Source organism: Rhodococcus pseudokoreensis, from assembly GCF_017068395.1.
GTDB lineage: Bacteria > Actinomycetota > Actinomycetes > Mycobacteriales > Mycobacteriaceae > Rhodococcus_F > Rhodococcus_F pseudokoreensis.
The window spans coordinates 737331-761134 of sequence record NZ_CP070619.1; the positions used below are offsets into that span (position 1 = coordinate 737331).

The 23804-nt window shown below is 68.7% G+C and carries 21 protein-coding genes and 1 pseudogene; 8 read left to right on the forward strand and 14 right to left on the reverse strand.

The features are described from left to right. Nucleotides 1-91: 91 nt before the first annotated feature. A complete protein-coding gene (locus tag JWS13_RS08860) occupies nucleotides 92-1048 on the reverse strand; it encodes an electron transfer flavoprotein subunit alpha/FixB family protein (protein WP_087556597.1) in 957 nt (318 codons plus the stop codon). 46 nt (nucleotides 1049-1094) lie between these two features. Then, nucleotides 1095-1895, reverse strand: coding sequence for an electron transfer flavoprotein subunit beta/FixA family protein (locus JWS13_RS08865; RefSeq protein ID WP_005259535.1), 801 nt, complete (start codon nucleotides 1893-1895; stop codon nucleotides 1095-1097). A gap of 242 nt (nucleotides 1896-2137) precedes the next feature. On the opposite strand from JWS13_RS08865, the gene JWS13_RS08870 reads away from it, so the two are divergent. The 3 genes from JWS13_RS08870 to JWS13_RS08880 are packed head-to-tail and all read left to right on the forward strand — an operon-like array spanning nucleotide 2138 to nucleotide 5753. Beyond that, nucleotides 2138-2917, forward strand: a complete 780-nt coding sequence (locus JWS13_RS08870; RefSeq protein ID WP_206005309.1) for a class I SAM-dependent methyltransferase — start codon at nucleotides 2138-2140, stop codon at nucleotides 2915-2917. Beyond that, complete coding sequence (locus tag JWS13_RS08875; protein WP_206005310.1) at nucleotides 2914-4512, forward strand: 1,4-alpha-glucan branching protein domain-containing protein; 1599 nt, start codon at nucleotides 2914-2916, stop codon at nucleotides 4510-4512. Before JWS13_RS08870 ends, JWS13_RS08875 begins: the two co-directional genes overlap by 4 nt. Further along, the gene (locus JWS13_RS08880) at nucleotides 4509-5753 is read left to right on the forward strand and encodes a glycosyltransferase family 4 protein (RefSeq protein ID WP_124392726.1); all 1245 of its coding nucleotides are present in this window, start codon (nucleotides 4509-4511) and stop codon (nucleotides 5751-5753) included. The genes JWS13_RS08875 and JWS13_RS08880 overlap by 4 nt, the downstream gene beginning before the upstream one ends. 87 nt (nucleotides 5754-5840) lie before the next feature. Here JWS13_RS08880 and JWS13_RS08885 read toward each other — a convergent pair whose 3' ends face one another. Further along, nucleotides 5841-6098: a DUF3253 domain-containing protein gene (locus JWS13_RS08885; RefSeq protein ID WP_206005311.1), complete on the reverse strand. Its 258-nt coding sequence runs from the start codon at nucleotides 6096-6098 to the stop codon at nucleotides 5841-5843. Between the two features lie 25 nt (nucleotides 6099-6123). Further along, nucleotides 6124-6867, reverse strand: a complete 744-nt coding sequence (locus JWS13_RS08890; protein ID WP_206005312.1) for an acyltransferase — start codon at nucleotides 6865-6867, stop codon at nucleotides 6124-6126. Between the two features lie 138 nt (nucleotides 6868-7005). Between JWS13_RS08890 and JWS13_RS08895 the strand changes: the two genes are divergently transcribed. Further along, nucleotides 7006-8313, forward strand: coding sequence for an outer membrane protein assembly factor BamB family protein (locus tag JWS13_RS08895; protein WP_206005313.1), 1308 nt, complete (start codon nucleotides 7006-7008; stop codon nucleotides 8311-8313). A gap of 39 nt (nucleotides 8314-8352) precedes the next feature. Here JWS13_RS08895 and JWS13_RS08900 read toward each other — a convergent pair whose 3' ends face one another. From JWS13_RS08900 to JWS13_RS08920, 5 genes are read right to left on the reverse strand one after another with little or no spacing between them, the layout of a single operon-like run. Beyond that, entirely contained in the window at nucleotides 8353-9510 is a 1158-nt protein-coding gene (locus JWS13_RS08900; RefSeq protein ID WP_206005314.1) for a THUMP-like domain-containing protein, read from the reverse strand. Nucleotide 9511: 1 nt separating this feature from the next. Beyond that, nucleotides 9512-10483, reverse strand: coding sequence for a class I SAM-dependent methyltransferase (locus tag JWS13_RS08905; RefSeq protein WP_206005315.1), 972 nt, complete (start codon nucleotides 10481-10483; stop codon nucleotides 9512-9514). Nucleotides 10484-10538: 55 nt separating this feature from the next. Then, entirely contained in the window at nucleotides 10539-11318 is a 780-nt protein-coding gene (locus JWS13_RS08910; RefSeq protein ID WP_206005316.1) for an enoyl-CoA hydratase/isomerase family protein, read from the reverse strand. 57 nt (nucleotides 11319-11375) lie between these two features. Next, nucleotides 11376-12218: an NUDIX hydrolase gene (locus tag JWS13_RS08915; RefSeq protein WP_206005317.1), complete on the reverse strand. Its 843-nt coding sequence runs from the start codon at nucleotides 12216-12218 to the stop codon at nucleotides 11376-11378. A gap of 52 nt (nucleotides 12219-12270) precedes the next feature. After that, nucleotides 12271-13095, reverse strand: coding sequence for an ABC transporter ATP-binding protein (locus JWS13_RS08920; protein WP_206005318.1), 825 nt, complete (start codon nucleotides 13093-13095; stop codon nucleotides 12271-12273). Nucleotides 13096-13178: 83 nt separating this feature from the next. Here JWS13_RS08920 and glgX point away from each other — a divergent pair. Next, nucleotides 13179-15095 (forward strand): annotated as a pseudogene (glgX, locus tag JWS13_RS08925) (glycogen debranching protein GlgX); the annotation flags it as partial. 65 nt (nucleotides 15096-15160) lie between these two features. On the opposite strand, the gene yczE reads toward glgX, so the two are convergent. From yczE to ctaD, 4 genes are all read right to left on the reverse strand, one after another. After that, entirely contained in the window at nucleotides 15161-15862 is a 702-nt protein-coding gene (gene yczE / locus JWS13_RS08930; RefSeq protein ID WP_225927916.1) for a membrane protein YczE, read from the reverse strand. A gap of 82 nt (nucleotides 15863-15944) precedes the next feature. After that, nucleotides 15945-16724, reverse strand: a complete 780-nt coding sequence (locus JWS13_RS08935) for an aminoacyl-tRNA hydrolase (protein WP_206005320.1) — start codon at nucleotides 16722-16724, stop codon at nucleotides 15945-15947. Continuing rightward, a complete protein-coding gene (gene serB / locus JWS13_RS08940; RefSeq protein ID WP_015890195.1) occupies nucleotides 16721-17941 on the reverse strand; it encodes a phosphoserine phosphatase SerB in 1221 nt (406 codons plus the stop codon). Before serB ends, JWS13_RS08935 begins: the two co-directional genes overlap by 4 nt. Nucleotides 17942-18045: 104 nt before the next feature. After that, entirely contained in the window at nucleotides 18046-19836 is a 1791-nt protein-coding gene (ctaD, locus tag JWS13_RS08945; protein ID WP_005240299.1) for an aa3-type cytochrome oxidase subunit I, read from the reverse strand. A 312-nt stretch (nucleotides 19837-20148) separates the two neighbouring features. Here ctaD and JWS13_RS08950 point away from each other — a divergent pair, with 312 nt between their 5' ends. Genes JWS13_RS08950 through JWS13_RS08960 form a run of 3 tightly spaced genes read left to right on the forward strand, consistent with a single transcriptional unit; the run spans nucleotide 20149 to nucleotide 22744 of the window. Then, nucleotides 20149-21159 carry an ABC transporter substrate-binding protein gene (locus JWS13_RS08950; protein ID WP_206005321.1) on the forward strand — a complete coding sequence of 337 codons (1011 nt, stop codon included), beginning with the start codon at nucleotides 20149-20151 and terminating at the stop codon, nucleotides 21157-21159. 35 nt (nucleotides 21160-21194) lie between these two features. After that, the gene (locus JWS13_RS08955; RefSeq protein ID WP_206005322.1) at nucleotides 21195-22262 is read left to right on the forward strand and encodes an iron-siderophore ABC transporter substrate-binding protein; all 1068 of its coding nucleotides are present in this window, start codon (nucleotides 21195-21197) and stop codon (nucleotides 22260-22262) included. A gap of 8 nt (nucleotides 22263-22270) precedes the next feature. After that, a complete protein-coding gene (locus tag JWS13_RS08960) occupies nucleotides 22271-22744 on the forward strand; it encodes an NUDIX hydrolase (RefSeq protein ID WP_206005323.1) in 474 nt (157 codons plus the stop codon). Nucleotides 22745-22819: 75 nt separating this feature from the next. Here JWS13_RS08960 and nrdF read toward each other — a convergent pair whose 3' ends face one another. Further along, the gene (gene nrdF / locus JWS13_RS08965) at nucleotides 22820-23785 is read right to left on the reverse strand and encodes a class 1b ribonucleoside-diphosphate reductase subunit beta (RefSeq protein WP_206005324.1); all 966 of its coding nucleotides are present in this window, start codon (nucleotides 23783-23785) and stop codon (nucleotides 22820-22822) included. Nucleotides 23786-23804: the final 19 nt, after the last annotated feature.

Here is a 23804-nt window from a genome sequence, read left to right on the forward strand (position 1 = left end):
GGTGTCGTGTCGATGCAGCCCGGATGAACGACGGAAGATACGACGGCGGCCCCGCTCCCGGGAAAGGGAACGGGGCCGCCGTCGGTGGAAATCAGCCCTTGTGAGCCTTGACGGCCTCAGTGAGCTGCGGAGCGACGTTGAACAGGTCGCCGACGATGCCGAAGTCCGCGATCTCGAAGATCGGGGCTTCCTCGTCCTTGTTCACGGCGACGATGGTCTTCGACGTCTGCATACCGGCACGGTGCTGGATGGCACCGGAGATACCGAGCGCGATGTACAGCTGCGGGGAGACCGTCTTACCGGTCTGACCGACCTGGAACTGGCCCGGGTAGTAGCCCGAGTCGACCGCGGCACGCGAGGCACCGACAGCGGCACCGAGCGAATCGGCGAGGTCCTCGACGACGGTGAACTTGTCGGCGCTGCCGACACCGCGGCCACCGGAGACGACGACGGTCGCCTCGGTGAGCTCGGGGCGGTCGCCACCGACGATCGGATCACGCGAGGTGATCTTGACGGCCCCCTCGTCCTGGGCCGGAACCTCGACGGAAACCTTCTCGCCTGCACCGGCTTCGGGCTTCGCCTCGATGGCACCCGGGCGGACCGAGATGACCGGGACGTCGCCGTTGGCCTTGGCGTCGACGGTGAACGCGCCACCGAAGATGGAGTGCACGGCACTGCCGTCGGACTTCACGTCGACGACGTCGACGAGCAGGCCGGAGCCGATGCGGGCAGCAAGACGTCCGGAGACCTCCTTGCCCTCGACGCTGGCGGCGGTGATGACCGCGGCCGGGGCGGCCGACTCGACGAGCGACGCAAGCACGTCGACCTTCGGCGTGACGAGGTAGCCCTCGATGTCGTCCGACTCGGCGACGTAGATCTTGGCCGCGCCTGCGGCGGCGAGGCCCTCGGCCAGCTTGTCGGCGGTACCGGCGGGACCGGTGACCACTGCGGCCGGCTCACCGAGCGCGCGAGCGGCGGTGATGAGTTCGGTGCTGACCTTCTTCAGTGCACCCTCTGCGTGCTCGACGAGCACCAGTACTTCTGCCATGTCTAACTCTCCCTGTATGTGTCTGCTGGTGTGTAGAGGGGCGCGATCAGATGATCTTCTGGCCCACGAGGTAGGCAGCGATCTTGCTGCCGCCGTCGCCCTCGTCGACGATGCGCTCACCAGCGGTACGCGGGGGCTTGGGGGTGGAGGCGGTGACGGTGGTGCCCGCGTTGGCGACACCGACGGTCTCCGGGTCGACACCGAGGTCGGCCAGCGTGTAGACGAGAACTTCCTTCTTCTTCGCGGCCATGATGCCCTTGAAGGAGGGGAAGCGGGGCTCGTTGATCTTCTCGGTGACGCTGACGATGGCCGGCAGGCTCGCCTCGAGGCCGAAGACACCCTCGTCGGTCTCGCGCTCACCGGTGACGGTGCCGTCGGCGACGGTCAGCTTGCGCAGCTGCGTGAGCTGCGGGATGCCCAGGTACTCGGCGATGATGGCCGGAACGGCGCCGACGCGGCCGTCGGTGGCCTCGTTGCCGGCGATGATCAGGTCGGCGGGCTCTTCGTTCTCGAACGTGATCTGTCCGAGCGCCGCGGCCAGGGTCCACGCGGTCTGCACCGCGTCGGAGCCGTGGAGGGCCGGGTCGTTGATGTGCACTGCCTTGTCGGCACCCATGGACAGGGCCTTGCGGATGGCGTCGGTGGCGCGGTCCGGACCTGCGGAGAGGACGGTCACCTCGCCGCCCTGGGCCTCCTTGATCAGGAGCGCTTCTTCGACGGCGCGCTCGTTGATCTCGTCGAGCACTGCATCGGCGGCCTCGCGGTCAAGCGTGTAGTCGCCGTCGGTCAGCTTGCGCTCGGACCACGTGTCGGGGACCTGCTTGATCAAAACAACGATGTTCGTCATGGGTCTTCGTCGACCTCCTGTGTGTTCTTGCGTGGTTATCGTGAGTCGCTCCGCGCGGACCGAGCTCTCGTCTTTCGATATTTCGTCGCACGATTGCTCTGCGACAGATTACCCCACGCTAAGTTACCCGCTGGTAACTTGCGCGAAAGTCTCGTTCACCATAACGGCCGAAACCGCATTTCACCGCTGTGATGTAGACCACCTGGACGAGCGACCTTGCCGGGGGCACTAACCTCGCACCGGTGAGCGAATCATTTGTCGGCGACCGCGAGGACGCACCACTGCCCCTCACGGGCGAGCGGACCGTGCCCGGTATCCCCGAGGAGAACTACTGGTTCCGGCGGCACGAGGTCGTCTACCGCGACCTCCTCCCCCGCTGCGCGGGACGCCGGGTACTCGAGGCCGGATCCGGAGAAGGCTACGGCGCCAACATGATTGCCGATGTGGCACAGAACGTCACCGGACTCGACTACGACATCTCCGCCGTCGACCACGTCCGCGTGCGGTACCCCCGGGTCGAGATGCTGCACGGCAACCTCGCGGAGCTTCCCCTCGGGGACGAATCCGTCGACACCGTCGTCAATTTCCAGGTGATCGAACACCTGTGGGACCAGGCCCAATTCCTGCGCGAATGCTTCCGGGTGCTGACCCCCGGAGGGGAACTGCTCGTCAGCACGCCCAACCGCATCACGTTCTCGCCGGGCCGCGACACGCCGCTCAATCCGTTCCACACCCGCGAACTCGACGCGGCCGAGCTGACCGAACTGCTCGAGGAGGCCGGGTTCACCGTCGCCCTCATGACCGGCGTCCACCACGGCGCGCGGCTGCAGGCCCTCGACGCGAAGCACGGCGGCTCGTTCATCGGCGCGCAGATCGACCGCGCACTCGCCGGTGAACCCTGGCCCGAGGAACTGACCCGCGACGTCGAGGGCATCACCGTCGACGATTTCGCACTGCACGAAGGCGACATCGACGACAGCCTCGACCTGGTGGCCATCGCGGTGAAGGATCCTGTTCGGTGACCGAATCCGACAACCGCACCGGAGCGGGCGACGCGACGGAACCGGGCATGTTCTGCCTGGTCCTGCACTCCCACCTGCCCTGGCTCGCCAACCACGGCCGCTGGCCCGTCGGCGAGGAATGGCTGTACCAGTCGTGGGCGGCGTCGTACCTCCCCCTCACCGCAATGTTGCGGCGGCTGTCCGACGAGGGTCGCTCGCATCTGCTGACCCTCGGCATCACCCCCGTTCTGGCAGCTCAGCTCGATGATCCGCACTGCCTCGCCGGAATGCACCACTGGCTCGGGAACTGGCAGATCCGCGCGCACGAGGCAGCAGGCATGCCCGACGACGCGCATCGCGAACTCGGTGCGCGCGAACACCGTGCGTCCGCCGCCGCGCTCGCCGACTTCGAGCTGCGCTGGCGCCACGGCGGCTCCCCGGTGCTGCGCGACCTCCTCGACCGCGAGGCGTTCGAACTGCTCGGCGGTCCGCTCGCCCACCCGTTCCAGCCGCTGCTCGATCCGCGGCTGCGCGCCTTCTCCCTCCGCGAGGGGATCGCCGACGCCGCCGCCCGGTGGAACTGCACGCCGACAGGTATCTGGGGGCCCGAATGCGGGTACACCCCCGGCATGGAGACCGGATACGCCGACGCCGGCGTGACGCATTTCATGGTCGACGGCCCCGCCCTGCGCGGCGACACGTCCCTCGGCCGGCCGGTCCGGGAGTCGGACGTGGTCGCGTTCGGACGCGATCTGCAGGTCAGCTACCGGGTGTGGTCGCCGAAGTCGGGCTACCCCGGCCACGGCGCCTACCGCGACTTCCACACGTACGACCACGCCACGGGACTCAAACCGGCCCGGGTCACCGGCCGCACGGTCGACTCGGCCGACAAGGCGCCGTACGACCCCGCCCTCGCGTCGGCGGCGGTCGACCGGCACGTCGCCGACTTCGTGGCCACCGTCCGCAGACGGCTGCGCGACGAGTCCGAGCGCATCGGCCGGCCCGCGCTCGTCGTCGCCGCGTTCGACACGGAACTGTTCGGGCACTGGTGGCACGAGGGCCCCGAGTGGCTCGAGAAGGTGCTGCGGGCGCTGCCCGAGGCCGAAATCCGGGTCGGCACCCTCGACGACGCCCGCAGCCAGGGCTACGTCGGCGAACCCGTGCAGCTCGAGAACTCGTCGTGGGGATCCGGCAAGGACTGGCGGGTGTGGGCCGGCGATCAGGTCGCGGACCTGGTGCAACTCAATTCCGAGGTGGTCGGGACCGCCCTCGACACCGTCGACAAGTCCCACGACCACGACGCCGCACCGGGACGGTCCGCGCTCCGGAATCGCGTGAACGACCAGATGCTGCGCGAGGCACTCATGACGGTGTCGAGCGACTGGGCGTTCATGGTCAGCAAGGATTCGGCGGCCGGGTACGCCCGCGACCGGGCACACAAGCACGCGCACGCCACCCGCGAGATCGCCGCCGCCGTCTCGGCAGGCAAGGACGCGGCCGCGAGCAGGCTCGCAGAGGGATGGAACCGCGCCGACGGCCTGTTCCCCGGGCTCGACGCGCGGCGTCTGCCCGCCGGGGACCACCGGCTGACGGGCACCGAGGGAGGGGCGTCGTGAAGATCCTGATCGTGTCGTGGGAGTACCCACCCGTCGTGGTCGGCGGTCTCGGCCGCCACGTGCACCACCTGGCCACCGAACTCGCCGCCGCCGGACACGAAGTGGTGGTGCTGTCGCGGCGGCCGTCGGGCACCGACGCGTCGACCCATCCCACCGTCACCCACATCGAGGACGGCGTCCTGGTGGTCGCCGTCGCCGAAGACCCCGCGCACTTCGTGTTCGGCGAGGACATGCTGGCGTGGACGCTCGCGATGGGCCACGCGATGGTGCGGGCCGGCGTCGCACTGCACAAGCCGGGTGTCGGGGAGGGCTGGCAGCCGGACGTGGTGCACGCGCACGACTGGCTGGTGGCGCATCCGGCCATCGCGTTGGCCGAATTCTACGACGTCCCTTTGGTTTCCACGCTCCACGCCACCGAAGCCGGACGGCACAGCGGCTGGGTGTCCGGCCGGATCAACCGGCAGGTGCATTCGGTGGAATGGTGGCTGGCCAACGAATCCGACGCACTCATCACGTGTTCCGCGTCGATGCAGGACGAGGTGACCGCACTCTACGGTCCGCAGCTCCCGCCGATCACGGTGATCCGCAACGGAATCGACCTCACGACGTGGAGTTTCCGCGAGCGCGCGCCACGGTCCGGGCCGCCGAAACTGCTGTTCGTCGGCCGCCTCGAATACGAGAAGGGCGTGCAGGACGCCATCGCCGCGCTCCCCCGCATCCGACGCAGCCACCCCGGGACGACGCTGTCGATCGCCGGGGAGGGCACCCAGTTCACCTGGCTCTACCAGCAGGCCCGCACCCATCGCGTCGCCCGCGCCGTGAACTTCCTCGGCAACCTCGACCACATCGAACTGCTCGGGTGGCTGCACGGCGCCGACGCCATCGTCCTGCCCAGCCGGTACGAGCCGTTCGGCATCATCGCACTCGAGGCCGCCGCCTCCGGAACCCCGCTCGTCGCGTCCACCGCGGGCGGCCTCGGAGAAGCGGTCGTCGACGGCGAAACGGGCATGTCGTTCCAGCCGGGCGACGTCACCGGACTCACGTCCGCAGTCCGGGAGGTCCTCGACGACCCGGCCGGGGCACAGCAGCGCGCGGTGGCCGCCCGCGACCGGCTCACCGCCGACTTCGACTGGCACAAGGTGGCCGAGGAGACCGTCCACGTCTACGCGGGGGCCAAACGTCGCGTGCGGCATCCACTGGCGCGGCCGGAGATTCCCGAGCGTCCCCTGCCGGGTCGCTGACCGAGCTCCGGCCGGGCTCCGACCGGGCTCTGACCGGGCGAACGGATCGTTCGGCGCCTTCGATGCGCCGAGCGGTACATTCGCCGCTCAGTTCGTGCGGGCCCGCCGGATCCGGATCGGGCCCCGTGCCGATTCCGGATCCACCACGTCACCCTTCTGGGTGATCTCGACCTCTCCGGCGTCTGCCAGACGCCGCGCAGCCTCCCGCACCGGTTCCATGAGGGGTCGCCAGTCGTCAGGAGCGACGGCTCGTGCGACATCCGATGGGCAGATGCTCGCGCTGTCGGCCCGGGCGTCGAGGAGCGCCCGGATGCGGTCCTCGAGTTCGCTGTCCGACGCAGCCATGCTGACGACTATGCCACCGCGCCGCTCAGTTCTCCTGCGCCGCCTTCTTGCGGGCGATGTCTTCGAGGGCCGCGATGTACTTCGCGCGTTCGGCCGCGCCCGCCTCCCACTCCGACTTGCGGTTCTTCACGGCCTTGGCCGGCGACCCGACGGCGATGCTGAAGTCCGGGATGTCTCCCTTCACGACGGCATGCGCACCGAGCACACAGCCACGCCCCACGCGCGTGTTGCGCAGGACCGTCACCTTGGCCGCCACCCACGTGTCGGGACCGATGCGGACCGGGCCCTTCACGATGCCCTGATCCTTGATCGGGACGTTCACGTCGTCCATGCGGTGGTCGAAGTCGGTGATGTAACACCAGTCCGCCACGAGCGTCGACGCGCCGATCTCGATATCGAGGTACGTGTTGACGACGTTGTCCTTGCCGAACACCACCTTGTCGCCGATGCGCAGCGAACCCTCGTGGCAGCGGATGGCGTTGCCGTCACCGATGTGCACCCACCGGCCGATCTCGAGCCGGGACAGGTCGGGGGTCGAATGGATCTCCACCCGCTTGCCGAGGAACACCATGCCGCGCAGGATCACGTGCGGATTGGCGAGCTTGAACTTCGCGAGCCGGTAGTACCGCACGAGGTACCACGGCGTGTACGCCTTGTTCGCCAGCACCCATCGCAGCGAGTCGCGTGTCAGAAAGCGGGCCTGCTCGCTGTCACTCCGCCGGGATCCTCGCCACCTCGTACGCAACGGTGCGCCCCACATGCTCGTCATAGCCTGTCAGCCTACGTTCACCGCCCGCGGCCCCGTTCGGGTGCGTCCGGACTCCGACACCGCCCTCGGGGCGTGTGCTCGACCCCACCTCGGCGAGATAGTCTCTGGGCCGAGCGTTATCGAAGACGAGGAGATGTAATGCGGCGGGTCCTACGTTCGTCAGTACTGGCGCTGGCGACGATCTCGACTGTCGTCCTCAGCGGCTGCAGCAGCGGACCGCAGGTCGACGACATCTTCTCGGCGGGCGGGTGGCCCGGCATGCACGCCGACGCCCGCAACAGCGACACCAGCCCCGTCACCGGTTCCCGCGATCTCTCCTTCGCCTGGTCGCGCCCGCTCGGCGGTCCGGTGGCGAATTACGCGTCCGTGGCGGCGAGCGGCCAGATCTTCGTCACCGCGCGCACCGAGAAGGGCTGCAACCTCTTCTCCTACCAGATGGACAGCGGCCGCAAACGCTGGTGCCGGCAACTCGCCCCCGGCGTCGTGGCGTCCACACCGGTCGTCGACGGTGCCGCCAACGTGTACGTCGGCGAGAACGGCGCCATCAACTCGTTCAACGAATACGGCCAGCTGCGTTGGCGCACACCGGTGGTCGGGACGCCGCTGTCCGCGCAGTTCACCGGTGACGGCAATCTCCTCTTCATCACCCAGCTCGGCCAGATCAACGTCGTGAACACGCAGAACGGCCAAAAGGTCGTGGCGCCGTACGATCTCGTCCCGCCGCCGTCCTTCGCCGACGGGGCGAACGCCGACATCATCCCGGACGACCAGGGCCTTCGCGGCTGCTTCTTCGGCGCGCCCGACTGCCCGGTGGCGAACATGCCTGCCATCGACCTCGAGTCCGGCAAGTTCTACTTCACGCTCTTCGCGCCCGGCGCACCCCAGGCGGAACTCGTCGCGATGAAGTACTCCGGCGGCGACAACCCCGCGATCACCCAGGAATGGTCCAGCGACACCCTGCCCGGCGGCAGCGCGTCCAGCCCGGACCTGTCGGCCGACGGCTCCGTCGTCTACGCCAACGACAACTGGGGAACGATGTGGGCGATCGACTCCGCGACCGGTGATCCGAAGTGGAGCTACGACATCGGGTACGCCGCGGCAGGCAGCCCGTCGACGTCCGCGGACGGCCTGATCATCCCCGCGGGTGGTCCCGACGGCCACCTGCTGGCCCTGCAGGACAAGGGCGATCACGCCGAACTCGTCTGGGAGCGAAAGGATCTGCTGCAGCTGGGAGTCCCGGCGCAGACGGCCGGGTCCACCGGGTACGCGGTGGTCCGTGAGGGTGCGGACGGACTGGCGATGATCACGTTCGACACCGGCACCGGCGAAACCCTCGATCAGGACACGCTGCCCGGGGCGAAGGGCTTCACCGTCGGCACGTCCGTCGGCCCGAAGGGTGAAGTGCTCACGCCCACCCTGCTCGGGGAACTGTTCGTCCTCCGCTGACCCGTGAGTACTTGTTAACCGCCGGACGTTAACAAGTACTCACGGGCGCGCAGCGCAAATGAAGGCGATGCCGGCCCTGCCGATCCGTGTGATCACCACACTGAGCGAACGACTTCCGCGCAGCTTCAGCTTGGGCCGCAGGACCGCGGGATCGACGTCGACGCCGCGCACCAGGATTTCCGCCACACCGCAATCGTGACGGGCCAGTTCCTGCCGCAGCGACTTCTCCGAATACTTCACCTGGTCGAGGATGCGGAATCCCCGCACGCCGTCGGGAACCGAATCGCCGGTGAGATACGCGATCCGGGGATCGAGCTGCCACAGCCCGTGCCGGGCGGCGTAGTGCCGCACCAGACCGGCACGCACGACGGCGCCGTCCGGGTCGACGATCCATTCGCCCGGTGCGCGTTCGGGGATGTCCTCGTCCTCGGCGTCCGTGACCGTCCAGGCGGTTCCGTCGGAGCCGAGCACGCTCGCCCGCCGCGTGACACCGCCGCCGGACAGCCCCGGCGACCACAGGCAGGCCTCTCGCACACCGCCGTCGAGGGACACCACCTCCACCTCGCCGTCCCAGCCGAGCCGATCGAAATCCAGTCCGGGGGCGCACTTCACGGCCAGATCCCGTCCGCGGTACGCGTCGATCAGATCGGGCAGCGGCGGCTCCAGCGCGGCGGGGTCGTGCGTGCGCCTGCCGCCGGACCGTCGCGCCGGATCGGCGAGGACGACGGTGCCGCGGGTGCACGGGACGAGCGCGTCGGCGCGCAGAACTGCCGCCCCGGGAACGTTGTGCTTCGCCATCAGGAGCCGGACCGGGTCGAGATCGCTGCCGATCACCGTCGCCGCCGTCCCGACCACCGCGTCCAGTTCGGCACCGATCGAACAGGTGACGTCGTGGACGTTCCGGTCCGTCAGCCGCGTCGCCCGGTGCGCGGCGACCGCACGCGGGGTCGCCTGTTGCAGTGCGTCGTCGGTGAAGAACCAGGTTCCGGTGCCGGGCAGTTTGGCGGCCGCCTTCCGCCGCAGCAGGACGGTCTCCACCAGCAACGCCACGTGGGAGCCGAAACGCGTACGCGCCCGGCCGATGTCGGCCAGGCGCGTCGACGCGGTCAGTGCGAGGGCGTCCACTTCCGCGAGAGCGGCCGCCCCTTCCTCACTCTGGAGGAACTCCACGTCCCCGGGAGTGAACGCATAGCCCAATTCAGTTGCCGGGCTTCACGCCGGTGATCATGACGTTGTAGAAGAATCCGCGCGGCACGACGTGGCGGAGAAGCTTCTCGTCGACCCAGCTGAGCGTCTTCCATCCGGTGAACGCGAAACGTCCCCAGCCCCAGCCCAGCTTCTCCGGGGGCACGGCGGCCTCGAACGTGCGGACCGGCCATCCGAGCAGAGCGGCGGCGAATTCCTCGGTGGCCGCGTGAACCTGCTCGGCGCCTGCCGACTTCGCGATCTTCTCGAGGTCGCTCGGATCGAACGTGTGGAGGTCGACGACGGCCTCGAGCGCGGCCGCGCGCGAGGACTCGTCCAGTTCCGCCTGCGGGCGACGCCAGTCGGCGAGGAACGGCAACCGGGTGATCCGGGTGGTGGCCTCCCACGTCGCGCGGCCGAGCCAGCGGGCGTAGAAGTTTCCGATCGTCGTCGGCTCGCCGGCGAACACGAAGCGACCGCCCGGCTTCAGGACCCGGAGGACCTCACGCAGCGACTGTTCGACGTCCGGGATGTGGTGCAGGACCGCGTGTCCCACGACGAGGTCGAACGTGTCGTCCTCGTACGGGATGGTCTCGGCGTCGGCGACGCGGCCGTCGACGGACAGTCCGAGGCCCTCGGCGTTGCGGAGCGCGACCTTCACCATGCCGGGCGAGAGGTCGGTGACCGAACCGGTCTTCGCGACCCCGCCCTGCATCAGGTTGAGGAGGAAGAATCCGGTGCCGCAGCCCAGTTCGAGCGCCCGCTCGTAGGGCAGCGGCTGATCGCCTGCGACGGCGTCGAAACGTCCGCGCGCGTAGTCGATGCACCGTTTGTCGTACGAGATCGACCACTTCTCGTCGTACGTCTCGGCTTCCCAGTCGTGGTACAGCACCTGGGCCAGTTTGGTGTCCTTCAGCGCAGCCTCGACCTCTTCGGCGGTGGCGTGCGGATGAGGAGCTGGGTCGTCATGGGCGCTTGCAGTCATGCGGCAAATCCTACTCGCTGGTAAGAGTGAACAGGTTCTAGTTTCGGGCTTCAGACTACTCGCCCGCGAACTGAGCCTTACCCGGGCCGTTCTCGATGAACGATTCCATCCCGATCTTGCGGTCCCGGGTGGCGAACAGCGCGGTGAACAGCTGACGCTCCACCGCCAGGCCGGTGCCCAGGTCGACGTCCAGCCCACGGTCGACGGCGGCCTTGGCCGCGGCCAGTGCGCGGCCTGCTCCCTTCGTGAACTGCGACGCCCAGGTGCGCGCCGCCTCGTACACGTCGTCCGGCGCCACGACCTCGTCGACCAGACCGATCGCCAGAGCCTCCTCGGCGTCGACGAACCGGCCGGTGAACAGCAGATCCTTGGCCTTGGACGGTCCGATCAGCCGGGCGAGACGCTGGGTGCCACCGCCTCCGGGAATGATGCCGAGCAGGATCTCCGGCACGCCGAGCTTCGCGTTGTCACCCACGATGCGCCGATCGGCCGACAGCGCGACCTCCAGTCCGCCGCCGAGCGCGTACCCGGTGATGGCGGCGACGGTCGGCTTCGGGATCTCGGAGACCGCCGCGAGATCCGACTGCAGGTCGCCGATCACGTCGGACATCTGCCCGAACTCCATCTCGGACATTTCCTTCACGTCCGCGCCCGCGGCGAAGACCTTCTCACCGCCGTAGACGATGACGGCCTTCACGTCGGAGTCGACGGTCGCCGCCCGCGCCGCGGCCCGCAACTCCTGCTGGACCTGACGGTTCAGAGCGTTCATCGGGGGGCGCGCGAGCCGGATCGTGCCGATGCCTTCGGATACCTCGAGGGTGACAAACTCAGCCATGAGGCAAAAGGCTACTTGTCTGCCTCCGACCCGGTTTCGCGGCCCGCCCCATCGCGATCAGTCGCGGGACGCCCACGGATGCGGACCGGCTTCGTAGTAGCCGTCCTGTCCCGGGAACTCGACGCGGAGCTGCTCCTCGCCGGTGATCAGCGTCGGCAGGATCACCGGAATCTCCGGCTCCGCGGCCAGCACGTCCGCGACCGAGCCGAACGCGCTGAGCGCCGTGAGCTGACTCCACGTCGGCGGCAGCAGGATGCTTCCGCCGCCCTGCCAGTGCGCGAGCGCCGCGGCCGGACTCTGCCACTGCACCTCCTCCGCCTCGGACGTCGCACCGTCCGCGATCTGGCCCTGCGGTGCGGCGGCCACGAAGAACCTCGTGTCGTAGCGGCGGCCCTCGCCGACCGGGGTGATCCAGTTGGCCCACGGCCGCAGCAGATCGGCCCGCAGGACGAGGTTCTCGCGTTTCAGGAAGTCGCTGAACGACAGTTCGCGCTTCTCGAGTTGGGTACGTGCCTGCGCGTACCGCGACGTGTCCGCCACGACCGTGTCCGCACTCGGTCCCGCGAGGAGTACGCCGCATTCCTCGAACGTCTCGCGCACGGCCGCGCACACGAGAGCCTTCGCGCGCGCCGCGTCGGTGGAGAACCGCCCGGCCCACCAGTCGACGGACGGTCCCGCCCAGTCGACCTCGGCCTCGGCGTCCGACGGGTCGACGCCGCCGCCGGGGAACACGGTCATTCCGCCGGCGAACGCCATCCCCTTCACCCGGCGGAGAAGGAACACCTCGATGCCGGACGCCGTGGCACCTGCCGCGGTGTCACGGATGAGGATGACGGTGGACGCGTCCTTGGGCGCCACGTCGGTACTGTCGCGGGGCGTCTGCTCTTGCTTCGAGACCATGCCTCGGAACCTACGCCGCCGGGTGACGCGCGTCGCAGTCGGTCCCCGGTCGTCAGCCCCTCCGGTGCGCGCCGGGGACGCGGGTCCGCCGCGCGAAGAACCGGCCGTCCACCTTGTCCAGGCTGATGGACTGACTGAACGCCTCACTGAGGTTCTCGGCCGTGATGACCTGGTCCAGGAGCCCCTGCGAGACCACCGACCCCTCCTTGAGGAGCATGGCGTGGGTGAATCCCGGCGGGATCTCCTCGACGTGGTGGGTGATGAGGACCGTCGCGGGGGCGTCGGGGTCGGCGGCGAGGTCGGTGAGGCGCGCGACCAGTTCCTCGCGCCCACCGAGGTCGAGACCGGCGGCGGGCTCGTCGAGCAGCAGCAGTTCCGGGTCGGTCATCAGCGCACGGGCGATGAGGACGCGCTTGCGCTCACCCTCGGACAACGTGCCGTAGGTGCGCTTGGCGAGGTGTTCGGCGCCGAGGCTCTCGAGCATTTCGACGGCTCGATCGGTGTCCATGTCGTCGTAGCGCTCGCGCCACCGCCCGAGCACCGCGTAGCCGGCGGAGACGACGAGATCGCTCACGACCTCCTCGGACGGCACCCGGTTGGCGAGCGCCGAGGAGGACAGTCCGATCCGCGGCCGGAGTTCGTTGATGTCGACGCGGCCGAGTCGCTCGCCGAGGAGGTAGGCGCTTCCGCTCGTGGGATGCAGTTCGGCGGCCGCGATGCGGAGCAACGACGTCTTCCCTGCCCCGTTCGGTCCGAGGACGACCCACCGTTCGTCGAGTTCCACCTTCCAGGTGACCGGGCCCACCAGAGTGTTGCCCCCGCGGCGGAGGAGAACGTCGTCGAATTCGATGAGGAGATCAGGATCAGGTTCATGCACGGACCCATCTTCTCGCACATCTTCCGGGCATTCACGGCAGGATCAGTTGCGTGTCGCCTCACATCGATCCGTACCCCGGCGAGATGTCGTCCCTCCCGCCGAGTCTGCGGCTGCCCGGGTCGCCGTTTCCCCTGGGAGCGAAAGTGCGTGGCACCGGAACGCAGTTCGCGGTTCACGCCCCCGATGCCGAACTGGTACAGGTGTGCCTGATTTCGGAGGAGGGCGACGAGACCCGGATCGACCTGGTCCAGCGGACGTACGGCATCTGGCACGGCGTCGTCGAGGGGGTCGGCGCGGGGCAGCGTTACGGCTACCGCGCGCACGGTCGCTGGGATCCCGCGCACGGCGTGCGCCTCAACCCCGCCAAACTGCTGCTGGATCCGTGGGCGAAACGCATCACCGGCGAACTCGGCGACCACGAGGCGCTGCTCTCCCACGACGGCGACCCGTTCGGCGGCCCGTCCCGGATCGACAGCCTGGGCCACACACCGCTGTCGGTGGTGACCGCCGATCAAACCCGCACGAGCGGACCGCGGATCGAACGGCCGTGGGAGGAAACCGTTGTCTACGAACTCCACGTGGGGTCGTTCACCGCGCGGCACCCCGACGTGCCGCCGCGGTACCGCGGAACGTATCTGGGTCTCGCCGAACCGGCCGTCGTCGGGCATCTCGTCCGCCTCGGGGTGACCGCGGTCGAACTGCTCCCGGTGCAGGCGTACGTCTCCGAGGCCACCGTGCGCTCGCGGGGCATGCGCAACCACTGGGGATACTCCACCGCAGCGTTCTTCGCCCCCCACCCGGGCTACGCGGTCGTGCCCGGCGAGGAGATCACCGAGTTCCACACCATGGTCGACGCGCTGCACGGCGCGGGCATCGAGGTCGTCCTCGACGTGGTCTACAACCACACCTGCGAGCAGAGCGTCGACGGCATCAGTCTCAGCTGGCGCGGCCTCGACGCCCCCGGCTACTACCTCCTCGACTCCGAGGGGCGCGACATCGATCTCACCGGGTGCGGGAACACCGTCGACGCGCAGTCGCCCGTCGTCGTCCGGATGATCGGCGACAGCCTGCGGTACTGGGCGCACGAGATGGGCGTCGACGGCTTCCGGTTCGACCTCGCGTCCGCGCTCGGCCGGCCCGGCGGCGGCCGATTCGATTCCCGCGCTTCGATCTTCTCCGCGATCACCGCGGATCCCGTTCTCTCGCGCTGCAAACTGATCGCCGAACCGTGGGACGCCACCTCCGACGGATACCGGGTCGGGCACTTCGGCTCCCAGTGGTCCGAGTGGAACGACAAGTACCGCAACACCGTTCGGCGGTTCTGGAACGGCGGCACCGGGGTGCGCGAACTCGCCTCCCGGGTGGCGGGCTCGGAGGACGTCTTCGGCACCCGGCGCCCCTGGGCTTCCGTCAATTTCGTCACGGCGCACGACGGGTTCACCGCCGCAGACCTCGTGTCGTACACACGCAAACGCAACGAGGCCAACGGCGAGGACAACCGGGACGGCGCCGATTTCAACGACTCCGTCGACCACGGCGTCGAAGGCCCCACCGACGACCCGGCGGTCACCGAGGCGCGGTCCCGGCACGTCCGCGCGCTGCTGGCCACCCTCGCGCTGTCCACCGGCACACCGATGTTCACCGCCGGCGACGAATTCGGTCACACCCTGGTCGGCAACAACAACGCATACTGCGTTCCCGACGGCACCCCGCGCGAAGATTCCTGGCCCCTCGACTGGAGCGCCGGGGACCCGGCGCTCGTCGCGTTCGTCACCCGCGCCCTCGATCTCCGGCGCGCCTCCCCTGCCCTGCGCCAGCCGGAGTTCTTCGAGGGCAGGCGCACCCCCACGGGCCATCCCGACCTCGTATGGTTCGGCGCGGACGGCGCCGAGATGGACGATTCGGCGTGGCACGACGACTCCCTGCGCACCCTGCAGGCGTGGATCGACGGCTCCGACATCCGCTCGCACACCGAGGACGGGCACCAGCTCACCGACGACAGCTGGCTTCTCGTCTACCACTCCGGCGGGCCGGCCGCGATCACCCTGGGGTGCCCCGAATGGTTCTACGGGACGGTGCTCGCCGAGTTCGACTCGGCCTCACCGGACGGCGCACCGGCACCGGGCGGGCCGATCTCCGGCGATGCCACGATCGCCGTGTCGGGTCCGGCGCTGCTCGTCTTCCGCGCGGTCGGGTAGATGCCGCCGAAACGCATCATCAGCTGGATGAGCGGGCCGATGCCCAGCGCGTAGACGACGGTGCCCACCCCGACGGTGCCGCCGAGCAGCCAACCGGTGGCCAGCACCGTCACCTCGATCGACGTGCGGATCACCCGCACCGACAGCCCGGTCCGCGCCACCAGACCGGTCATGAGGCCGTCCCGCGGGCCCGGGCCCATTCCCGCACCGATGTACAGCACGGTGGCGAGCGCGTTGAGGACGACACCACCGAGCATCATCGCGATCCGCACGACGAGGGAGTCGGCGGGTTCGAGCCACGCCAGCGACGTGTCCACCGAGACGGCGATGACCACCACGTTGGCGACCGTGCCGAAACCCGGTTTCTGGCGGATCGGGATCCAGAGTGCGAGCACCACAACGCCCGTCAAGGCGGTCACCGCACCGAAGCTGAGCGGCGTGCGGCCGGCGACGCCCTGATGGAAAACGTCCCACGGATCGAGCCCGAGACCGGCGGTGATCATCATGGCCATCGAGAAGCCGTACAGCCACAGTCCGGCGAACAGTGCGATCAGGCGTCGAGCGAGCATGACCACCAGTCTGTCGTGAACCCGGGCGGGACCCCATAGCCATGACGGCGTTACTGGACTGTCGACGCGTCGGCCGATGCTCTCAGGGGCAGGCGATCACGGTCATGGATCCGGGTGCCACCTCCGTGAAGCCGGCGTCGCGCACCGCGATCGCCCTGCCCCGCACCACCTCGATGGTCAGCGTCTCCCACAGCCCGACGTCGGCGTCACGCACGGCGCAGCGGTAGCCGGTGGCCGCCCAGGCGCGCGCCTGTTCGATGGTCATCGCGCCGGCGAGCAGCATCGAGGCGTGGCCGACCTGCGCCGCGGCCTTCCCGACCGTCATGTCCAGGGCGGAGTTGATCCACAGCACCGGAACTCCGTCCGGGATCTCCGCCGGATCGTCGTGGTCGAGGTCGGTGCCGCCGATCTGCAGCTTCCTGATGCGCGGATCGAGCGCGCCCACAGCGACCGGCACGAGCGCGCGGGCCTGCGCACCGTCGACGTCGACGGTGATCCCGTCGACCTCCTGCGCCGCCCGCCAGCCTGCTCCCCGCGCCCGCCGCGACACCTTGCGGATCCGGGATCCCACCCACGCGAGGTAGTCCGCCTGCCACGGTCCGGGCGCCCCCGTCTCGTCGGGCCCGACGCGCGGGTCGAGGCACAACGCGACCGTCGCGGTCGCGGCCGCCTCCAGCAGGGCACTGCGTGGCGGAGGGTCGGTCTTCGGGATGTGCAGGACGATCGGCATCGCGAGGACCTGCGCCGGGTCGTCCGGATCCGGCCTGCCGCCGTATCCGGCCGCGAGGACGGCGTGACGCGCCGCCCACCCGGAATCGGTACCGGCCTCCCCGGTGACCGCGTCGCGGCACGATTCCGTCACGGCAGCGGGACTCGTCGCACCACGCCGTCCACCGCGTCGGCGGCCTCGACCTCGTCGCGGGTGACCCCGAGGATGAACAGCACGGCGTCGAGGAACGGGTGCGACAGGGCGGTGTCCGCGACCTCCCGCAGCGCGGGCTTGGCGTTGAACGCGATTCCCAGGCCGGCCGCGTTGAGCATGTCGATGTCGTTGGCGCCGTCGCCGACCGCCACCGTCTGTTCCATCGGGACGCCGACCTGACCGGCGAACTTGCGCAGCGCGGTCGCCTTCGCGGCCCGGTCGACGATGTCGCCGATCACCCGGCCGGTGAGTTTGCCGTCCACGATCTCGAGCGTGTTGGCCTGCACGAAGTCGAGTTCCAGTTCGTGGGCCAGGCCCTCGATGACCTGCCGGAAACCGCCGGACACCACACCGCAGTGGAAGCCGAGCCTGCGGAGCGTCCGGATGGTGGTGCGGGCGCCCGGTGTCAACTCGAGACCGTCCGCGACGTCGTCGATCACGGACGCGTCGAGGCCGGCGAGGGTCGCGACCCGCTGGTGCAGGGATTCGGTGAAATCGATTTCGCCGCGCATCGCCGATTCGGTGACGGCGCGAACCTCGTCCTCGACTCCGGCCCGGGCGGCGAGCATCTCGATGACCTCACCCTGGACGAGCGTCGAGTCGACGTCGAACACGATGAGCCGCTTGGCGCGGCGGGCCAGTCCCCCGCGTTCGACCGCGATGTCGACGTTCTCGCGCACGGCCACCTCGGCCAGCACGGTGCGCAGGCTCTTGTCCGCCTCCGCCGTGCCGGGAGCGCTCACCAGGAGTTCGAGTCCCGTCACCGGGTAGTCGGCGACCCCGCGGATCGAGTCGATGTTGACCCCGAGGGTCGCCATCTCCCGGGCCACCGAACGCAGCGCGCGAGCCGACACGGGGCTGCCCAGGACGACCACGGCGTGCGTGGACAGCGACTGCCTGCCGGGATCCGCGCCGATCTCGACGTCCACCGACATCCCGACGGTGGCCATCGCCTCTTCGAGTTCCTCCTGCAGCGCTTCCCCGTTCTCGGGGCACGCCACGAGGACACCGAGGGTCAGTCGCCCACGAATCACCACCTGCTCCACGTCGAGAAGGCTCACGTCGTGGCGGGAGAGCGACCCGAAGAGCACCGAGGTGACGCCGGGTCGGTCGGGGCCCGTCACGGTCACCAGGACAGTGGTGTCAGCTGCACCCACCGATGTACTCCGATCATGTTGCTCGCGCGGCTTGTCCGGCACCATTGTGCCAAGTGAAAGGCCCCGCCCGTTGCTGGGGCGGGGCCTTTCCGAAACGTGCTGTGTCAGCGGCCGGTGTCGGTACCGGGGTCGCCTTCGTCGCCGACGGTCAGCGGCTCGTGGCGTTCCTTTTCGAGCACGGTGCTGGCGTGCTTGCCACCGTGACCCGGTCCGACGTGCGCCTCCGCCTTCATCCGCTCGACCATGTGCGGGTAGTGCAGCTCGAACGCGGGGCGCTCGGAGCGGATGCGCGGCAGCTCCGTGAAGTTGTGCCGCGGCGGCGGGCAGCTGGTGGCCCACTCGAGCGAGTTGCCGTAACCCCACGGGTCGTCGACGGTGACGACCTCGCCGTACCGGTAGCTCTTGAAGACGTTCCAGATGAACGGCAGCGTCGAGGCACCGAGGACGAACGCGAAGATCGTCGAGAACGAGTTCAGGAACGTGAACCCGTCCGAGGGCAGGTAGTCGGCGTAACGACGCGGCATGCCTTCGTTACCCAGCCAGTGCTGGACGAGGAACGTGCCGTGGAAGCCGATGAACGTGGTCCAGAAGTGCCACTTGCCGAGACGCTCGTCCATCATGCGACCGGTCATCTTCGGGAACCAGAAGTAGATGCCGGCGTACGTGGCGAACACGACGGTGCCGAAGACCACGTAGTGGAAGTGGGCGACCACGAAGTAGGTGTCCGTGACGTGGAAGTCGAGCGGCGGGCTCGCGAGGATGACGCCCGACAGACCACCGAAGAGGAACGTGATGAGGAAGCCGATCGAGAACAGCATCGGCGACTCGAACGTCAACTGGCCCTTCCACATGGTGCCGATCCAGTTGAAGATCTTCACACCCGTCGGGACGGCGATCAGGAACGTCATGAACGAGAAGTACGGGAGCAGCACGGCGCCGGTGGCGTACATGTGGTGCGCCCACACCGCGATGGAGAGCGCGGCGATCGCCAGCGTCGCGTAGACCAGGCCGCTGTAACCGAACACCGGCTTACGGCTGAAGACCGGGAAGATCTCCGAGACGATGCCGAAGAACGGCAGCGCGATGATGTACACCTCGGGGTGACCGAAGAACCAGAACAGGTGCTGCCACAGCAGCACACCACCGGTGGCCGGGTCGAAGATGTGGCCACCGAGGTGACGGTCGACGAACAGACCCATGAACGCAGCGGTCAGCAGCGGGAACGCCAGCAGAATCAGAATGCTGGTGATGAAGATGTTCCACGTGAAGATCGGCATCCGGAACATGGTCATGCCGGGGGCACGCAGGCAGATGACGGTGGTGATCATGTTGACACCACCGAGGATGGTGCCGAGGCCGGCGACCGCGAGGCCCATGACCCACAGGTCGGCGCCGACGCCCGGGGAGTGCAGTGCACTCGTCAGGGGCGTGTAGGCGGTCCAGCCGAAGTCGGCGGCACCACCGGGGGTGATGAAGCCCGCGGTCGTGATGATCGCGCCGAACACGTACAGCCAGTAGCTGAACGCGTTGAGTCGCGGGAACGCCACGTCGGGGGCGCCGATCTGCAGCGGCAGGATGTAGTTGGCGAACCCGAACACGATCGGCGTCGCGTACAGCAGCAGCATGATCGTGCCGTGCATCGTGAACAGCTGGTTGAACTGTTCGTTCGACAAGAACTGCATACCGGGCACAGCGAGCTCGGCGCGCATCATCAGGGCCATGAGACCACCGATGAGGAAGAACGCGATCGAGGTCGTCAAGTACATGATTCCGAGCACCTTGGGGTCGGTGGTCGTAATCATTTTGAAGATGAACGAGCCCTTGGGTCCCTGCCGCGGCGGGTAAGGCCTGGCTGCAGCTATCGCGGGGACTGGCTGGGGCGCTACGGCAGTCACTGATCCTCCTGAATGCGCGTCCGACCCCGGGCTGCGAGGCGAACGGTCTCTGGCTTGCGCTCATCGAATCGTAGACCGTGCCCTCTGCGGCCTCCGACTGGGTCCTACCCACTGTCGTACTTACCCGGACTCAGAGCAAACCGGGGCGCAGACGACCTGCGGTTTGTCCCACCGGAGAGTGCCGGGGAGTGCTCACTGTCACGCAGTCCGGCGTGTCGCGCGGGGGCCGTGGGAGGCGGTCTCGCGGAGGCACCGGCACGCCGAGCCGTGCTGCTAAGGTTTCGCTCACCTAACTTCCTTCAGGAGCTCCATGTGAACGTTCTCTCCCGCCGCCGGGTCGTCGCCGGCGCGGTCGCGCTGGCCGCGGCAGCCACCTTCTCGACCACGTCCTGCTCGAGCAGCGACGACTCCACCGCCACCGCTTCCGACACCACGTCGTCGACCGGGCAGTTCCCCCGCACCGTCGACCACTTCCGCGGCAGCACCGCGATCCCGGCCGCACCGCAGCGCATCGTGGCACTCGACAACAGCTTCACCGACGCCGTCCTCCTCCTCGAGGCGCCCCTCGTCGGGTACGTCGATTACCGCGAGCTCGGCCTCCCCGACTACCTCGGCACCACACGCGACGAGTTCGCGGCGGACGCGAAGTCGGTGGGCAAGGTCAGCAACGCGAGCCTCGAGCAGATCGCTGCGCTGCAACCCGACCTGATCATCTCCGCCGAGGTGCGCGACGGAAAGAACTACGAGCAACTGTCCGCGATCGCACCGACCATCTTCACCGAGACGACCGGTCCCACGTGGAAGGACAACATCCGGCTCGTCGGCAAGGCACTCGGCAAGGAAGACCTCGCGGAGCAGAAGATCGGCGTCTACGAGGAGCGGGCCGCCGCCGTCGGTGCCGAGATCAACGGGTCGGCGTCGAATCCGGTGATCTCGGTCGTCCGGTTCGCGGGTGAGCCGACGGCACGCCTCTACCGCACCACCTCGTTCAGCGGGATCGTCCTCGCGGACGCCGGGCTGGCGCGTCCGCAGAGCCAGGGCCCCGACCCGGCCGACCCGGACAACATCATGCAGGCCGTCAGCACCGAACTGATCAGCGAGGCGGAGGCCGACGTCATCTTCGTCAGCACCTGGCAGGACCCCGCAGGCAAGAGCGCCGAAGCGGCGAAGCCGTTCCTGGAGAGCCCGCTGTGGCAGACGCTGAAGGGACGCAAGGTCGACGTCGACGACGCCCGCTGGATGTCACCGGTCAGCGTCCAGGGCGCGCACCTGATCCTCGACGACCTGTCGGACACGTTCGGGGTGGGCAAGCACAGCGGCTAACCTGAACGCGCCCGCACACACAGGAAGTCGCCGAATTGTCCCCTCGTAGGTTTTCCGCCCGCCGCGCGTCCATCGGTCTGGTCGCCGCCGTCGCCGCGCTCGCGCTGGCCGGCTGCTCGCAACCGTCCGACGACGATCCCGCAGCATCCATCGTCCGGACCACCACGCAGATCGCCGGAGCCGGCGTGGTCGGCATCGAGCGGGACACCACGACGGCCTGCGCCGAGCCGGCCCCGGTCGACGCCGCACTCGCGGCCGGCTCGACGCACCGGGTGGTCCACACCAAGGGTGAGAGCGACGTCCCGTCCGATCCGCAGCGGATCGTGGTCCTCGACAGCGCCGCCCTGGACGCGGTGTGCGCCCTCGGCCTGTGGGAGAACGTGGTCGGCGCGGCAACCCTCGACGGTGATTCGCCGCAGCCCGGCTACCTCGGCACCGGCGTCTCCGATATCCCGAGCGTCGGATCCGTCGACGCCCCGGACGTGAACAAGATCGCGCAGGCGGACCCGGACCTGATCCTCGGATCGAGTCCGGCGTCCGACCAGCTGTACGGCGCACTGTCCCCGATCGCGCCCACCGTGTTCGTCGGCTCCGACCCCGTGTACTGGAAGGCGCAGTTCCTCCTCGCCGGCAACGCGCTGGGCCGGGCCGACGCGGCGACGGCGGCACTCGAGCAGTACCAGCAGGACGCGAAGCAACTCGGCATCGACATCGATGCCGCGCAGACACAGGCATCCGTCGTCCGTTTCGACGCCGACAGCATGGAGGTCGAGGGTCCGGCGACGTTCGCAGGCCAGGTCCTCACCGACGCCGGGGTGCGGCGGCCCGCCTATCAGAACCTCGACGGCGTCGTCACCGAACCGATCTCCGAAGCCGACATCGACCAGGCCGAGGGCGACCTCATCTACGCCGTCCTGGACGGCAAGGACGGCACCGCACACGCGGAGGACGTCATGTCCGGGGAGGCCTGGGAAGACCTCGAGGCCGCCCACGACAAACGGGTCTTCGCCGTCGAGGGTGACGTGTGGGGCGGAAACGGCGTCGTCGCCGCGCGCGCAATGCTCACCGACCTCAGGAACACGCTGAACGGCTACGTCGGCTAGGAGGCTCGATGCCCGTCCCCGAGTTCGTCACCGCCCTGCGCGGCCACGTCGGCACGGCGCCGCTGTGGCTGTCCGGAGTCAGCGTCGTGGTCCGTGACGACGACGGTCGGGTGCTGTTGACCCGGCGCGTCGACAACGGCAAGTGGGCGGTCGTGTCCGGCATCCTCGAACCCGGGGAGGAACCCGGACCGGCCGCGCTGCGGGAGATCCGTGAGGAAACCGGTGTGGACGCCGAACTGGTCCGGATCACGAGCGTCGACGTCACCGACCCGGTCACCTACCCCAACGGCGACGTCGCGCAGTACCTCGACGTGTGCTTCCTCGCCCGGTACGTCGGCGGAGAGGCCGCCGTGTCGGACGACGAGAACCACGACGTGGCCTGGTTCTCCCCCGAGTCGCTGCCGGACGATCTCACCCCGTCGTCGCGGCTGCGCCTCGACAAGGCACTGCAGGACGTCCCCGAGGCATGGTTCCGCCGCTGAACGCACTTCGCCCGATGTCGCACCGGTGCAGCAGAACTGGACCGGCGCGGCATCGGGCGACGCGAAGGGGCGGGGCTAGAAATCCCAGTCTTCGTCCTCGGTGTTGACGGCCTTGCCGATGACGTAGGAGCTGCCCGAGCCGGAGAAGAAGTCGTGGTTCTCGTCCGCGTTGGGTGAGAGCGCCGACAGGATCGCCGGGTTGACGTCCGTCTCGTCCTTCGGGAACAGACCCTCGTAGCCGAGGTTCATCAGCGCCTTGTTGGCGTTGTACCGCAGGAACTTCTTGACGTCCTCGGTGAGGCCCACCTCGTCGTAGAGGTCCTGGGTGTAGTCGACCTCGTTGTCGTACAGCTCGAAGAGCAACTCGAACGTGTAGTTCTTGAGGTCGTCGCGCTCGGCCTCGGTGAGCCGCTCGAGACCCTTCTGGTACTTGTAGCCGATGTAATACCCGTGCACGGCCTCGTCACGGATGATGAGGCGGATGAGGTCGGCGGTGTTGGTGAGCTTCGCCCGCGACGACCAGTACATCGGCAGGTAGAAACCGGAGTAGAACAGGAAGCTCTCGAGCAGGGTGGACGCCACCTTGCGCTTGAGCGGCTCGTCGCCCTGGTAGTAGTCCATGACGATCTCGGCCTTGCGCTGCAGGTTCGGGTTCTCCTCGGACCAGCGGAAGGCGTCGTCGATGTCGCGGGTCGAGCACAGCGTCGAGAAGATCGAGCTGTAGCTCTTCGCGTGCACCGACTCCATGAACGCGATGTTGGTGTACACCGCCTCTTCGTGCGGGGTGATGGCGTCGGGGATGAGGCTGACGGCGCCCACGGTGCCCTGAATGGTGTCGAGGAGCGTCAGCCCCGTGAACACCCGCATCGTGAGCTGCTTCTCCTGCGCCGTGAGCGTCCCCCACGACGGGATGTCGTTGGACACAGGCACTTTTTCGGGCAGCCAGAAGTTGCCGACGAGACGGTCCCACACCTCGGCGTCCTTCTCGTCCTGGACGCGGTTCCAGTTGATCGCGGATACGCGACTCACCAGCTTGACCATTGATTCCTCACTTCGTTCG